The 15184-nt window shown below is 45.8% G+C and carries 13 protein-coding genes; 6 read left to right on the top strand and 7 right to left on the bottom strand.

Annotated features, from left to right (window positions below):
- The 4 genes from HF322_RS11755 (at nucleotide 1) to HF322_RS11750 (ending at nucleotide 2521) form a co-directional block, all read left to right on the top strand.
- Nucleotides 1–573 (top strand): type IV pilin protein, encoded by a 573-nt coding sequence (locus tag HF322_RS11755; protein ID WP_169392242.1) that lies wholly within the window; start codon nucleotides 1–3, stop codon nucleotides 571–573.
- Nucleotides 573–1016: a type IV pilin protein gene (locus HF322_RS04705; RefSeq protein WP_169392241.1), complete on the top strand. Its 444-nt coding sequence runs from the start codon at nucleotides 573–575 to the stop codon at nucleotides 1014–1016. Before HF322_RS11755 ends, HF322_RS04705 begins: the two co-directional genes overlap by 1 nt.
- Nucleotides 1017–1488: 472 nt before the next feature.
- Nucleotides 1489–1998 carry a pilin gene (locus HF322_RS04700; protein WP_169392240.1) on the top strand — a complete coding sequence of 170 codons (510 nt, stop codon included), beginning with the start codon at nucleotides 1489–1491 and terminating at the stop codon, nucleotides 1996–1998.
- A gap of 145 nt (nucleotides 1999–2143) precedes the next feature.
- The gene (locus HF322_RS11750; RefSeq protein ID WP_169392239.1) at nucleotides 2144–2521 is read left to right on the top strand and encodes a prepilin-type N-terminal cleavage/methylation domain-containing protein; all 378 of its coding nucleotides are present in this window, start codon (nucleotides 2144–2146) and stop codon (nucleotides 2519–2521) included.
- A 128-nt stretch (nucleotides 2522–2649) separates the two neighbouring features.
- Here the strand turns inward: HF322_RS11750 and HF322_RS04690 are convergent, their stop codons facing one another.
- From HF322_RS04690 to mutS, 4 genes are all read right to left on the bottom strand, one after another.
- Nucleotides 2650–3345: a hypothetical protein gene (locus HF322_RS04690; protein WP_169392238.1), complete on the bottom strand. Its 696-nt coding sequence runs from the start codon at nucleotides 3343–3345 to the stop codon at nucleotides 2650–2652.
- A complete protein-coding gene (locus tag HF322_RS04685; protein WP_169392237.1) occupies nucleotides 3342–4295 on the bottom strand; it encodes a hypothetical protein in 954 nt (317 codons plus the stop codon). Before HF322_RS04685 ends, HF322_RS04690 begins: the two co-directional genes overlap by 4 nt.
- A 76-nt stretch (nucleotides 4296–4371) precedes the next feature.
- A complete protein-coding gene (gene fdxA / locus HF322_RS04680; RefSeq protein ID WP_169392236.1) occupies nucleotides 4372–4695 on the bottom strand; it encodes a ferredoxin FdxA in 324 nt (107 codons plus the stop codon).
- An 88-nt stretch (nucleotides 4696–4783) separates the two neighbouring features.
- Nucleotides 4784–7873, bottom strand: coding sequence for a DNA mismatch repair protein MutS (mutS, locus tag HF322_RS04675; RefSeq protein WP_169392235.1), 3090 nt, complete (start codon nucleotides 7871–7873; stop codon nucleotides 4784–4786).
- A 227-nt stretch (nucleotides 7874–8100) separates the two neighbouring features.
- Here mutS and secA point away from each other — a divergent pair, with 227 nt between their 5' ends.
- Together secA and HF322_RS04665 are read left to right on the top strand one after the other, a co-directional pair.
- Nucleotides 8101–10911 carry a preprotein translocase subunit SecA gene (gene secA / locus HF322_RS04670; protein WP_169392234.1) on the top strand — a complete coding sequence of 937 codons (2811 nt, stop codon included), beginning with the start codon at nucleotides 8101–8103 and terminating at the stop codon, nucleotides 10909–10911.
- 149 nt (nucleotides 10912–11060) lie between these two features.
- The gene (locus HF322_RS04665) at nucleotides 11061–11612 is read left to right on the top strand and encodes a hypothetical protein (RefSeq protein WP_169392233.1); all 552 of its coding nucleotides are present in this window, start codon (nucleotides 11061–11063) and stop codon (nucleotides 11610–11612) included.
- Nucleotides 11613–11679: 67 nt separating this feature from the next.
- Here HF322_RS04665 and HF322_RS04660 read toward each other — a convergent pair whose 3' ends face one another.
- The 3 genes from HF322_RS04660 to HF322_RS04650 all read right to left on the bottom strand — a co-directional run bounded on the left by HF322_RS04660 (nucleotide 11680) and on the right by HF322_RS04650 (nucleotide 15085).
- Nucleotides 11680–12405: a YsnF/AvaK domain-containing protein gene (locus HF322_RS04660; protein WP_169392232.1), complete on the bottom strand. Its 726-nt coding sequence runs from the start codon at nucleotides 12403–12405 to the stop codon at nucleotides 11680–11682.
- A 184-nt stretch (nucleotides 12406–12589) separates the two neighbouring features.
- Complete coding sequence (locus tag HF322_RS04655) at nucleotides 12590–13438, bottom strand: DUF2382 domain-containing protein (protein ID WP_169392231.1); 849 nt, start codon at nucleotides 13436–13438, stop codon at nucleotides 12590–12592.
- Between the two features lie 456 nt (nucleotides 13439–13894).
- Nucleotides 13895–15085, bottom strand: a complete 1191-nt coding sequence (locus tag HF322_RS04650) for a thiolase family protein (RefSeq protein WP_169392230.1) — start codon at nucleotides 15083–15085, stop codon at nucleotides 13895–13897.
- Nucleotides 15086–15184: the final 99 nt, after the last annotated feature.

Genomic DNA, 15184 nt, shown 5'->3' with positions numbered 1-15184 from the left:
ATGAAATCCTATCCAAAACGCGCCCTTAATAAGCTGTCCTCTTCTTTAATAGGTTTTACTTTAGTAGAGCTAATGGTTGTGGTATCCATTATCGGCATATTATCAGCTATTGCTATCCCTAGCTATCGCCGCTATGCAGTTATTAATGCTGAACGCGAAGCACAAGCCAAAATGATGCAATTACAAATTCAGTTAAATCGCTGGCGGGCTTCGACGCTAACATATAAAGGTTTTCAGCCATTAGTGGTAGCCAATAATAGTACAGTGACTTATGGTTATGATGCAGCTAACAACACTATTTATGTGCCTAAAGGCAGTAACGCGACAAACTATCGCTATCAGATCACTCTAGTTGACGGTGGTGATAGTGCAAGCTCACTCGTACCTGCTGACAACACAACCATTGACAATACAACGGGTAGAAGTTGGAAGATGCTTGCTGCCCCAAACCCGTCAGGCATCACTAAAAATGCCAATTACTTTATGCTCACTAGTACGGGTCTGCGCTGTCAAAATAATACTAAGGTAGAAATAGCAGATTCTGATTGCGGTATCAATCAAGGAATGTGGTGATGGACACAAGTATTAATCATAAAGTCACAATACGTTCAATAGCTCGGCAATCCGGCTTCACCTTGGTCGAGATGATGATCGTCGTCGCCATCATCGGGATACTTGCCGCTATCGCCTACCCAAGCTATCAGCGCTACGTCATCAAGACCAAACGCACCGACATGATGAGCGAGATGCACAATATCGCCGCCGACATTCAAGGTCAAAAGCTGGCTCGTGGCAATTTTGGAGATGTCGATACCCAAAGGCACGAGGGCGAATATCCGCGTCAAGGCGATAAGCTCTATGATGTGACCATCACGCCAAGCCCCTTAACTTCGCAATGGCAAATTAGCGCCGCGCCCAAAGCCGGACAGATGGCAAGCGATGGTACATTGACTTTAAATTATCAAGGCATCAAATGCCGCGCTACCGCTTGTGGCAGTAATAATGAGTGGAATTAATAGTTTATGATAATCCTCATTATTTCCTGACAAAAAATGTCAAACTCTAAATTTCAGCACAAACCTTTATTTGCAAGCTGACAATTTTGAGTTAGAAAAGGGTAACATTTCCGACTGTTAAATTATTTTAAGCGCTAATTTGGCTTGGCTCAGATATCTATAAAAATTACTAATAGAGTCATCTCATTAAAAGGCGGCTTTTGTCTCAATTTGATTATTTTTAAATTATAATTTGGGGTTGGATGATAATTTCTGTGTTCTGCTAAGTGTTAAAAATAATTTGCCTTAAAAAGTTGGCACATGATATGCAACAGTTATGATAATAGCAGCTGATGGCGAGTATCTAAAACTATAAATGATAACCGCCGCACTGCAAAGACTTTAACAAAGCAAAATTTTAACTGATTGCAAATTTGGATAGCGCCTTTACGATTTAGCATCCGCGCTATCTACCAACCTAAAAGGAAGTGTTATGAACGCTCAAAAAGGTTTTACCCTAATCGAACTTATGATCGTTATCGCCATTATCGGAATTTTGGCAGCGATTGCATTACCTGCGTATCAAGACTATACCGCTCGTGCTAAACTAGGTGAAGCTGTATTAGCAGCTTCTACCTGCCGAACTACAGTATCTGAAGTGTATCAATCAGGTGGAACAACGTTACCTACTGCTAATACTTGGGGTTGTGAAGTTGGAGTGGGAAGGGGTGCAGCACCTTCAACTAAATATGTTCAAAGTGTCGAAACAGACGATAGAGGTGTTATTAAAGTAACTACTACTGCAGCTGATGACTTACCTGCTGCTGCTAAAAGCAAAGTATTTTTTATGGCACCAATGGCAGCAAATGGTACAGATGTAGTGACTGGTGCTGCTGGCGGTACAGTAATTAGCTCTTGGAAGTGTGGACCAAAAGCAGGACAGACAGCGGCTCCAAGAAACGCAATGCCTGCTAAATATCTTCCTGGCTCATGCCGTGACTAATAGCGAGCATAGGCTGGGTATTTTGTCCAACTTATTACCCGAAATAAAAACATTTACCCAAAGCCAAACCTAGCGTTTGGCTTTTTTATTACTTTAAAACTGGCTTGCCCTCTGCACTATAAAATCACCTACGTGTTACACCGCTATGAAACCGCCTACAAAATGTCAATTTTCTAATCAATCCGGCTTTACTTTAATTGAAATCATGATTGTGGTAGTGATTATCGGGATTTTGGCGGCGATTGCGATACCTAACTATAACCGCTTTTTAACAAATGCTAAGACTGGGGCTTGCCTTTCTGAAGCCAAAGCTTATAGCAATAATGTCTTTTATTTGATCAATGACCAAGACGACGACACGCGACCGACTGCGCCGACGCCGAGCGCTTGCGTGAGCATCACGGACGCCTCCAACTGGTCAATGGACGATATGGGTAAAATCATCGCCATTGCCAAGCCACCATCCAATGCGCGTATTGAATGCGATGTTCCAAATGGGACGCCATGTAAGATTGTCCCGTGATTTTTTAAAAAATAAAAAACTGAATGAGTGTAGGCTGCGGCTTTAGCCCAGCCAAATTAAAATTGTTTTTATTAAAAAGCTGGGCAAAATGCCCAGCCTACCGATCTGCAATTTACCTTCGACGCCGTTTACATCCCTGCAAACAGCTGCGCCTCGACCACCTTTGGCACATATCCGGTTAACGCCGGTTGGTCACTCAATCCAAGCAATTGATAGACCTGACCGCCGATACCGGGGATGACCTCACCATTATGGCGCTCATCATCGATGGCAAAGCAAAAAAAGCGAAACTTTTGTGAAATATGGTCAGGAAACTCTGCTTTAAGCTTACGTTCTGAGTCGCGGTGAGCGACAGGGGCTAAGATAAATATGGTCGCAATCTCAGGTAGCGCCGTCAGCATCTCAATCAAATTGGTTCGCACCACGCAGCTTCCTGAAATGACCGATTTTACGATCATAATTTGAGTCGCTTGCTGATAGCCCGGCTCAATAAATTTGTGAACGATGGGGGCGACGCTTGAATGATTGGGCAATTGATAATGATGATTCCAAAATACCGCAAGCCGCGTGTCGATGTGGCGATCATGAAGGGCTTGGATCACTCCTGCTTGCAAAAAGTCGGCATCTTCAGCGGTTGCGATCACAAGCGTCGTCGTATCGCCTGCAGGCGGCAGCGCGCTTGCCGCGATAGCGCCCAACAGCTTGCCAAGTGCAGTCATATGCTCGCGATATTGCATAGGATATTGAGTGCTGTCAAGCAGCCCTTGCAAGTGCGCTTTGGCAGTCGTGGTCGCGATAGAGGTAAAATGGCGTTGATGATTCATTTGATCGCGCTCCTTTGATGAGAGCTTAAATGCTGAGTTAACGATTGCGCCGTAAGCTTTAATATAAGCGGCAATAAGTCGTTGATCGTTCGGACTTGAGCCGTGCGCTCATGATCAAGCTGGTTTAATAGCTCAATGTTGATGCTCGTTGCAAATCCTGACGGCAATCTAATCGTTAGAATATCATATTCTAAACCATAGCGGATAGAGGGCGGTGCGTTCGTTAAGAGTTGTTGTAGCCAATCAGGTAGTAAAAAAGTGCCTTTTGAGGCGCGAAACTTCACAAACGGATTGGGATGACCTTCTGCTTGCGCTTGCGTAAAAATATCAGCAACAGATTGATAGTGATTGGCTTGTAATACCCCTAAAATAAGCTTCGCCGCATAATCGATATTGGAGCGATTGTTATTATTAATCAGCTTTTGGATAAATTGGGACAGCGACGTTTGATAGACAAGCTCATACAATGTGGGATGATAAGCAAAATACTGGCAAGTGTCTTTATCTACCAAGTGAGGCGGTATTTTGCCCAAGTTCTGTTGTGCTTTTACTTTATCTGACACCAAAAGGCAATTGATGGATTCAGCCATTTGATGGCAGTCGGTATCAATTAGCCGCTGCTTAGCAAATCGATCGCTGATTTCAGGTGTCCAGTCAGCCGCCGATCCTGAAGAGTTTTTGGCTTGGTAGTTGTATTTAATCAGCTGGTCATTATCGATATGGTAAACATCATCAACGAATCCTAATACTTGATTGGCAAGAATTTGCTTATCAAGGTCAATATCGTCTTGGGCGGCGATTTCAAAAGCTTTGAACAATTGAAAATAATTTTCGTAGTCGCGACCTTTGCTATTATTTAGACCACCTTGATGAATGTTTTTTAGATTTTGACAAGCCGCTTTCCCAAAATTTTGGTGGACATAATCAAGAATGTGCTTGTCATCAATCATGGTTATAACTTTGCTCAATTAAAAAAATAGCAATGCCAGATTGCTCTAAGCATTGCTTGTATTTTGCAGATTTAACTTACTTTTCCAAATACTGCAATTTACCCTCAACGCCATCCCACTTCGCGGCTTCCGGCAGTTTGTCTTTCATCTCAGTGATGTTTGGCCATTTTTGCGCAAGCTCTTCATTCAATTGGATAAAGACCTCTTGACCTTTGGGCACTTCATCTTCTGAAAAAATGGCATTGGCGGGGCATTCCGGCTCACAAAGGGCGCAGTCGATGCACTCGTCAGGGTCGATTGCCAAAAAGTTGGGGCCTTCATAAAAGCAGTCCACAGGGCAGACTTCCACGCAGTCGGTGTATTTACAAAGGATGCAGTTATCTGTAACAACAAAGGTCATAGCGATGGCTACCTGTGATTGGGCGGGTGAAAATTAGAATAAAAAGGGGCAATATTAAGTGAGGGTATTTTAGCGCTTTTGTCCGCCATTAACAATTGCCAATCGTGCCAAGCAAGCTTTTGAGGCGATACAGCGCATCATGGGCTTGTTTTGGAGTCAGATGGTCGGGGTCGAGATTTTGTAGCGTACGAAGTAGGTTGTCATGGTTTTCGCTATTGCTATCTGATTGATTTGGTTGGTGATTGTCAGTGACATAAGTAGATCGTGGGCTGGCGACTTGTTTTGATGCTAAAGTTTTGGCGGCAAAGGGTACGGCGTCATTAGCGGCGTTGTTAGCCACTTTAGGCGCTATTGACTTATTTGACTTAGCTAAGTCGCAATCGTTATGACGGCTTGGGGCGCTTTTTAGCATTTGGTTTAAGTAGCTTTGAGCGTCCTTAATGACCTCGGTCGGGATTCCTGCCATTTTGGCGACATGAAGCCCAAAGCTTGAGCTTGCCGCGCCATCACGGATTTGGTGAAGCAGTAGCAGCTTGCCATCGACTTCGCTTGCGGCAACGTGGACATTGCGGATATTGGGGTTGCTTGCAGCAAGGGCGGTCAGCTCAAAGTAATGGGTGGCAAATAAGGTGGCGCAGTTGAGCTGCGTTAGCCGCGTCAGGCAAGCTTGAGCGATGGCAAGACCGTCGGTGGTTGCCGTTCCGCGACCGATTTCATCCATGAGCACTAGGGACTTGTCAGTAGCTTGGTTTAAAATATTGGCGGTTTCAATCATTTCTACCATAAAGGTGGATTTGCCGCCTGCCAAGTCATCGCTTGAGCCAATTCGGGTAAAAATGCGGTCGATATTGCCGATGGTGGCAGCCACCGCCGGAACGAAGCTTCCCACGTGAGCAAGCAGGACGATAAGCGCGGTTTGGCGCATAAAGGTCGATTTGCCGCCCATATTGGGACCGGTGATAAGCAGCAAGCGCTCGGGGTACTCGCTATTGCCAATCTCGCAATCATTGGCGACAAAGGGCGCTTGGCTTATCCGCTGATTGCGGTCTTGTTTGGCTTTGATTTCAACGACGGCATGGCGACCGCCTTTGATGGTGAGGGCGGCGTTATTGACAAGCGTTGGTCGCTGCCAATGGTGGTAAATGGCAAGGTTTGCCCAATTGGTAATGACGTCAAGCTGCGAGATGGCAGTGGCAAGCTGCTGAATGGCGGTGATGCTTTGATTGAGCGTTTGGATAATCTCATGATAAAGCTGCTTTTCGCGATCCAGTGCCAACGACTGAGCGTCTAAATATTCAGTTTCTAAGGTTTTTAACTCGTCAGTGATAAAGCGCTCGCTGCTTTTGAGCGTTTGCCGGCGGATAAAGTGCTCAGGGGCGCTTTGGGATTGCAATTTTGGCAATTCAAAATAAAAGCCGCTGACTTTGTTAAAGCCGACTTTGAGGCTTGGCAGATTGTTTGCGGCGCGTTCGCGAGCCATCATGTCATCAAGGGTCGCTTGAATGTTGTCATGCAAATGGGTCAAGCGGTCAAGCTCAGGATCAAAGCCGGTCATCAGCATTCCGCCGTCACGGATATGCGCGGGCGGCTCAGGAATAATGGCGCTCTCGATAAAGGCTTTGATTTGAGTCAGATTATCGTCTGCTGTTGGCAACTGACTGACAATTTGTGTCAGTAATGTTGCTGACAATTTTTGGTCGGTTGGCTTTGTCTTGGTAAATAAAGCTTGTAGTAAATTGGCAAGCTCAAGGCTTGAGCCTACACCCTCGGCAAGCTTTCGCAAATCGCGCGGTTTGGCGGTATTAAGGGCAATCCGGCTGCTGATGCGCTCAATATCGCCGATTTGGGACAGTTTGGCTTGCAAATTGTCAATCAGGCTAGTTTGCAAAGGCTGAGTTTGATTTGCGGCTGTTATTAAAAGTTCAACGGCGTCCAAGCGCGCGTTTACTTGACTATGATTGCGAAGCGGTCGCTTTAACTGGGCGGCAAGTAACCGGCGACCCATTGGCGTTTTGCAGTGATTAATGATGCTCATCAGCGCCGTTCCGTTTGGGGTGACGGGGGCAAAAATTTCTAAATTTTGCTGACTTTGGGCATCAATGATTAAGTAGTCTTGATTGGTTTCAATAATTAACTGGTTGACCTGCGGGACTTGGCGCTGCTGAGTTTGCCGAGCATAATGAATGAGCGCCGCGCAGCTGGATTGGCAAAGCGGCAAGTCGCTAATGCCTAAACCGTCCAATCTTGTTACCAAAAATTGCTCGCAAAGGGTGCTACTGGCATGACTTCGGTGAAAGTCACTGGCGGCAACGTCAATGATGGGGCAGTCAAGGTTTTGATTCAGCCAAAGCTTTAAATTATTATCGGCGCTTTCACTGATTAAACATTCACTTGGGGCAAATCGGGTGAGCACGGTTTGTAATTGCGCGGTGAGTGCTTGCCAGTTGTTATCAAAAATGGCTTGGGTAATGAGCGTTCCGGCAGCAAGGTTTAATTGGCTAACCGCAGCTTGAAGTGGTTTATTTGAGTTTGCTTTTGGCAACTCAATATCAATGGCAACGACGGTTGGCGTTTGCCCTGAGCTAATAAGCGCGTCATCGGTGAGCGTTCCTGCGGTTAAGGTTTTGACCACTTCGCGGCGCATGATTCCGGTGGCGCTGGCTGATTTTTTACTTTTTTCGCCAATGTTTTTATTAATGTTTTTGCCAAGGTTTTTACTTTTTGCCGGAATGGTTTTGTTGCCCGTGTTATTAAGGCTGCTATTAATATTGCTATTTTCTGACTCGTCAATTTGTTCACAAACCACAACCGTTTGACCTGCGGCAATGAGCCTTGCCATATAGCTGTCAGCGGCGTGAAAGGGCACTCCTGCCATGGCAATGGGATTTCCGGCTTTATCATTACCGCGCTTTGTTAAGGTGATGTCCAAGATTTCGGCGGCGCGTTTGGCATCGTCAAAAAACAGCTCGTAAAAATCGCCCATCCGGTACAAGAGTAGCGCATTTGGGTAGCGCGCTTTCATGGTCAGGTATTGAACCATCATCGGCGTGTGGTCGTTTAAATCAAAAACTTGCTGATTGATGCTAAGTTTGCCGTCATTGATAGGTTGATTAAAGTTGAGCGTAGGTTGGTTGACATGGGGGAAAGATTGCAAATTTGGCGCAGATTTTTTGGTCATTCAAAGTCTCAATTCTTAAAAAGGGTTGGCAGATAATTCAAGATAATCTTGTTTATTATCAGCACGATTGGGCTATTTTATCATGATTTAACGGTAGTTTTGCGCGCAAATATGACCTGCTGCCCTTGTATCCATGACCGCGATAACCATATATAATGAGGCACACTTTGTAGGGTGATGGTCAGCCATGATTGCTGGCAATCAAAAATTTTCAAAGGTTAAATCATATGTTATCAAAGATTGTAGGCAGTGTGGTCGGCACCAAAAACGAGCGCGAACTTAAACGCATGCGCCGCGTGGTGGACAAGGTCAACGCCCAAGAAAAAAATATCCAAGCCCTAAGTGATGAGGCGCTCAAACAAAAAACCGAAGAGTTCAAATCGCGCCACCAAAACGGCGAAAGCTTGGATGCGCTGCTGCCTGAAGCCTTTGCGGTTTGCCGTGAGGCGTCCTTGCGCGTCACCGGAATGCGCCATTATGACGTGCAATTGATTGGCGGTATCACCTTGCATGAAGGCAAAATCGCCGAGATGAAAACCGGTGAGGGTAAAACCTTGATGGCGACCCTTGCCATTTATCTCAACGCCATTAGCGGTAAGGGCGTTCACGTGGTTACGGTCAACGACTACTTGGCGGCGCGTGATGCTGAATTAAACCGACCGCTATTTGCCTTTTTGGGGCTAAGCGTTGGCGTGATTTACTCGCAGCAGCCGGCGCATGACAAGGTTGCCGCTTATCAAGCTGACATCACTTACGGCACCAATAATGAATACGGCTTTGATTATCTTCGCGATAATATGGTGTTCAGCTTAAATGAGAAAAAACAGCGACCGCTGAATTATGCCATTATTGATGAAATTGACTCGATTTTGATTGATGAAGCGCGAACGCCGCTGATTATCTCCGGTCAAGCTGAAGACTCGTCGAGAATGTACGCGCTGATTAACACCATCATTCCGCGCCTGAAACGCTCAAAAGATGAAGAAGCCAATAAAAACAACGAAGACGAAGATTTTTGGATTGATGAAAAAAATAGGCAAATCGAAATCAGCGAAAAAGGCTATGAGAAAATCGAGCGCTTTTTGATGGAAGTCGGCGAGCTTGGCGAAAATGAAAGCCTTTATAGCCCAAGCCGGTTACCGCTACTTGCTCACGTTCAAGCCGCCATCCGCGCCCATCATATTTTTGTCAAAAACATTCACTACATCGTCCATGAAGGCGAGGTGATTATCGTTGATGAAAACACCGGTCGCACCATGCCCGGTCGCCGCTGGTCAGAAGGCTTGCATCAAGCGGTTGAAGCTAAAGAAAACGTTGAGATTCAAGCCGAAAACCAAACGCTAGCAACGACCACGTTCCAGAACTATTTCCGACTTTATGACAAATTATCGGGAATGACGGGAACGGCAGACACCGAAGCGGCGGAGTTTAAATCAACTTATGATTTGGATGTGGTGGTCATTCCAACGCACCGCCCAATTGCTCGGGTGGATTTGGATGACCAAATCTTTTTGACCAAACTTGGCAAATATAAAGGCATCATCCGCGAGATTAAAGAAATCCAAGCCAAAGGCGCGCCAGTGCTTGTTGGTACGGCAACGATTGAAGCCTCAGAAGAGCTGTCCTATTTGCTGGATCAAGAAGGCATCAAGCATAACGTGCTAAACGCCAAGCAGCACGAGCGCGAAGCTGAAATCATTGCCCAAGCTGGTAGCCCCAAAGCCGTTACCATCGCCACCAACATGGCAGGTCGCGGAACGGATATTATTTTGGGTGGCAACTGGCAATCGTTTATCGAAGATATCGACGTGGTAAGCCCAGACGAGCTTGCGCGCTTAAAAGCCGAATGGCAAGTCAAACACGATCAAGTCGTTGCGGCAGGCGGTCTTCACATCATTGGCTCTGAGCGCCATGAGTCGCGCCGGATTGACAACCAGCTTCGCGGCCGTGCCGGTCGTCAAGGTGACCCTGGCATGTCGCGCTTTTTCTTGTCATTAGAGGATGACTTGATGCGCATTTTTGCAGGCGACCGCGTCGTTAACATGATGCGCGCGATGGGACTTAAAGAAGATGAAGCCATTGAGCATAAAATGGTTTCAAAATCGATCGAAAACGCCCAAGGTAAAGTGGAAGCTCGCGACTTTGATGCCCGTAAAAACCTGCTTAAATATGATGACGTAGCCAACGAGCAGCGAAAAGTTATTTACGGTCAGCGCGATGATTTACTCAATGAGATGGACTTATTGGACGCCATCGACGCGATGCATTATGAAGTCTACAACGCCATGATTAACCAGTTTATTCCACCAGGATCGGTTGATGATCAGTGGAATATCGATGGTCTTGAGGATGAGCTTGAGGACGAATTTAAAATCTATATGCCAATTAACGATTGGCTTGATGAAGATCGTCGCCTCGATGAAGAAGGTCTTCGCGAAAAAATCATCCAAACGGCGCTTGATCATTACCACGGTCGCCGCGAACAAATGGGCGAAACCAATGCCGCCCAGCTTGAGCGCCATTTTATGCTGCAAAGCCTCGATAAGCACTGGAAAGAGCATTTAACCCAAATGGATCAGCTGCGAAAAGGCATCCATCTTCGCGGCTATGCCCAAAAAAACCCAGAGCAAGAATACAAGCGCGAGTCGTTTGAATTGTTTCAAATGATGCTTGGCGCCATTAAATCAGAAACCGTTCAGGACTTATCACGCGTTCATATCCCAACTGCCGAGGAGCTTGAAGCATTAGAAGCCCAGCAGCGCGCCGAGCAGCAACGATTGCAAGAGCAAATGCACTTTGAGCATAGCGATGGCGGCAGTTTGGGTGAGGAGGGCGACAATTCACGCGAAACCCCACGAGCTCGCGGTCAGATGCAAGTCAATCTTGGCAGCGCGATGGGGGCAACAATGGCAGCAGATTCCGATATTGCGCTGAATAAAAAAGAGCCTGATCCTTATGCCGCCATGAATATCAGCCGAAACGCCCCTTGCCCTTGTGGTTCGGCGCTTAAATATAAGCAGTGCCATGGTAAGATTTAAGCGGTAAGTTAGATGTTAAACGGCTTATCGTTTTAAGGGCTTGCAACGCCAAAAAAACGATGCCGCTGCTTTTGATTTTTACAAATTGCGCATAGGCGATTGCTAAAAGCCGCGCTATAGTAAGGGCAACCCACATTTAGGAGAGTGATATGAAATTAGGGCAACGTCGTGGATCGTTATTGCTCACCGGTCTTATGATTGGGGCGCTAAGCTTAAGCGCTTGTCAAAAACCTGAGCCTGATAGCAGCGCAGATGCCAATTTAAGTTCAGAGCAAGATGTTCCGATGTCAGCTGAGCCTGCTGAGCCAACCGATACCATCGTTGCAACTGACGGCGAAGATGTTCCTGCTGACGATGTCGCAGACGATACCGTCGCGATGGTCACAGGCGGCGTTAGTCAAATTCAGTACCTTTGTACCCCAGAGCTTAAGGTTGAAGCCACCTATAAAGATGACGCCAACCAAGTGGTTTTGGTGACCAATCAAGGAACGCTCACACTGGATAAAACCAATGATGGCACCAATCCTGAAGTTTATGAAGTGAAAACGGCACTGAATGGCAGCAAAGGCATCACCGAATGGCGCGTGGCACATAAAGCTCGCGAAACTGGCGTGATCCGAGAGGCAGGCGACAACGAAAAAGACATCAATACCTTTGAATGTAAACGCCAAGACCAACCTGCGGTTGCACCTGCCGGCTAATGATCAAAAGCTAAGACCAAAAAAAAGCAACGTTATCGTTGCTTTTTTGGTTTGCGCGGTCTTATTTTCATGAGTTCGGATGCGATAAAAAGCCTTCTTCAGAAACGTCCAGCTCTTCATGCTGCAAGGTGACCGCGACTCTATCGGTATGCGTATGCGTGGTTTTATTGACATTTACTTCTTGAACCACGTAAGTGTCTTTGGTGATCGTTGCCACTTGTCTTGAAATCACAATCTCAACGGGACTGTCGCCAATCTCGACCTGATTGCCATTGATCGTGACTACTGCTTTTTGATCAAGGGTTGGGGTCACATGGCGAACCACCTCTTTGTCCTCATAACTGCCTGTTAGCAAATTTTGCTGATCGTCATTGCTAAATTCAGTTTGAACCGTGATATATTCTTCAAGGAGCTCAATAGGAACATTCACTGTTTTTGAGCGCGTATGCTTTTTAACAACAACTTTACCAACGTCGATGCGCTCTTTATTAATGATGGGGCGCTCTTCTAACAGCTCAAGTTTACCGCCTATGTTTTGGGTCAAAGAGCTTTGCTGAGCATTGACATCGCCTTGACTTTGCAAGCTTTGCGATTGAACAGCTTGAGATTGCAGTGTTTGATCCTGTGGCGTTGTTACATGATTTGGCGCAGGAATTTTATTTTCATGGCTATGATCAGTCAAAAAAGCTTGCTGCTCATGTTCATCAGTGAGGGCAACTGCTGATTGATCGTTTTGCAGGCTTTTTGGGCTGAGTGATGGCGCATCCTGTGACGCGGGATAATTGGTTGACATAAAATTGCTCCTATTTTTTTTATTATGAAACGCTGATATGAAAAAAAGATAATGATTTATTAGCTGATAATATTTAGTGGTTAATAGTTTTGAATACTCTACTTTTAATAAAAAAGGTCAGAGACGCGCTCTGACCTTTTTTAAACTGATTACTTTATGCTAAGTAAATAAGCATAAATTCCTATTACATACCACGAGCGCGGCGGACGTCTTCGGCAGTGATTCCTTCGCGGTTGACAACATTGCCTTCGCGATCCACCACGTTGCCATCACGGTCAACGTCAAGCTCTTCACGTTGAATGGTTTCAACCAAAGTCTCAGTGCGGTGCTCGGTAGTTTTGCCAACGTTAACTTCTTCAGTTACGTAAGTTTCTTTGCCAACGCGAGCGCGCTCCGCTTCAAGTTGAACTTCGATGGTTTCGTTATTCAAGTCATCACCGATGCGGCGATCGGTTGGGCGATCAACGTTAGTGCGCTCGATATGGGCGTGTTCTTCTTCAAGATCGACATCGATATTGCGCTCTTCGGTTACCACGTGCTTACCGACTTTTACTAAACCTGCTACGATACGGTCTTTATTTACAGTTAGACGCTCTTCGAGCAATTCAAGGGTATTTGGCGCGTTGTAAGAGGTATCTTGAACATCAAAGCGCTCAGCTGTAGGAACGGTATCAGCAACAAAAGCTTTGCGATCTTTTTCATACTGCTCTTTGTAGCTGTATTGATAGTCATGGTCGTAAACTTCCATAGCTTCAACTTGTGATTTGGTTAAGCTGTCAAAAAATACGTCATCACCTACAATTCGTGCAAGTCCTGCTGGAACCAAAACTTCTTTTGAGCTGAACCAACCGCCTGCATCAACGATCAAATAGCGGATTCGACCTGTGGTATCTTCAACCAAAGCGCCTTCGATTTTACCGATTTTTTCTTCGTTTGCGCCATAAGCAGTTTTGCCAGTTGGATCGTAATAGTCGTCACCGATCAGATCACGGTGAGTGGCTTGGATGTCTTTTAAGCGGATAAGTTGGCTCATTATAATTTTCCTTCTATTAAATTTATTATTAATCACGCAAAATAATTTTGATGATCAGGCGTGTAAAAGCTCAGGTTGTGGGCAGTTTAATAAAATTTTTAGAAACTTATTTTATTAGTGATAAGCCATCTTATTGTTGTCATCTGACTTAACTAGCCTCAACTTGTGATTATCGTAGCACTGCAATTTTTTGAGGGATATATAATCGGCGTAGCAAAGTGTGAGTTCGGCGTAAAGGCGTGTAATGGGCTGTAAATGGCATAACATCAGCGCGCTACAAATTAACGAATTTTTACAGTAATGGACAAAGTTTTATTATTATCAATTGATTCAAACGAATAAAAATGCAAAAAAACCGCCCTTATCAAAGAACGGCTTTAGGTTTTAAACACTGTCAGTTTAGACACTATTAAGTAGAAACTATTAAATAATCAGCTTTTATAAATCAAATTTAACTTAGTCGATTTCAATGGCAATAGCGACCGCTTCGCCGCCACCAATACAAAGGCTAGCAATGCCTTTTTTACCGCCAGTGCGCTTAAGCGAGTTGATGAGTGTTACCACAATCCGCGCGCCTGAGCAGCCAACCGGATGACCAAGAGCACAAGCGCCGCCTTCGATGTTCACACGGCTGTGGTCAATATTAAAGGCTTCCATTGCCGCCATAGTAACCATGGCAAAGGCTTCGTTAATTTCCCAAAGATCAACCTCAGGGGCTTCCCAACCGGCTTTGTCGAGCACTTTTTTAATCGCGCCAATAGGAGCAATCGTAAACTCGCTTGGGTGCTGCGAGTGAGAAGCACTGGCGATAATTTTTGCTTGATAGGGCAAATTTTTTGCGGCTGCATTGGCTTTGCTCATGAGAACAACGGCAGCTGCGCCATCAGAAATTGAGCTGGCATTGGCAGCGGTAATCGTACCGTCTTTGGCAAAAGCGGCGCGCAGTTTTGGGATTCGCTCGGCATTGGCAAGCGCAGGTTCTTCATCGGTATCGACGCTGATGTCACCTTTACGCGTGGTGATGGTAACGGGGGTAATTTCGTCTTTAAAATGACCGTCATTGATGGCAGTAAGCGCGCGATTTAATGACTCAATGGCAAAGGCGTCCATTTGTTCGCGTGAGTAGCCTTTTTTATCTGCCATTTCTTGCGCAAATTGTCCCATAAGCTTGCCGGTTTCGGCATCTTCTAAGCCATCGGTGAACATATGATCAAGGGTTTCTTTATGTCCCATCCGGTAGCCTTTGCGAGCGTTTGGCAATAAATAAGGCGCGTTGGTCATCGACTCCATACCGCCTGCCACCGCAATATCAAAACTGCCAGCGCTGATGCCATCTGCGGCTTGCATGATGGCTTTAAGTCCTGAGCCGCAAAGCTTGTTGATGGTGACCGCGCCGGTGCTGTCAGGAAGTCCAGCTTGACGCATCGCTTGGCGGGCGGGACCTTGACCAAGTCCTGCGGTCAAAATGCAGCCCATGATGACCTCATCAACCGACGCGCTGTCAACGCCTGAGCGCTCAATTGCCGCTTTAATTGCTGTAGCGCCAAGGTCAGTGGCTTTTGCATCGCTTAGCGTGCCTTGAAAGCTGCCCATTGGCGTTCGAGCGCTGCTTACAATAACGATTGGGTTTGATTGATCTTTGCTCATAACTTTTCCTTAACCAGTTAATAACAATAAACTTGAAACTTTGATTTTTAGTTATAACAAAAATGGGTTTGCAATAGTCAGCCTATTACAAACCCATCA

Source organism: Psychrobacter sp. MF31, from assembly GCF_012847335.1.
In the GTDB taxonomy this organism is placed as follows: domain Bacteria; phylum Pseudomonadota; class Gammaproteobacteria; order Pseudomonadales; family Moraxellaceae; genus Psychrobacter.
Note: the sequence above shows the minus strand (reverse complement) of the source record. Positions and strands in the feature narration are given on the sequence as shown.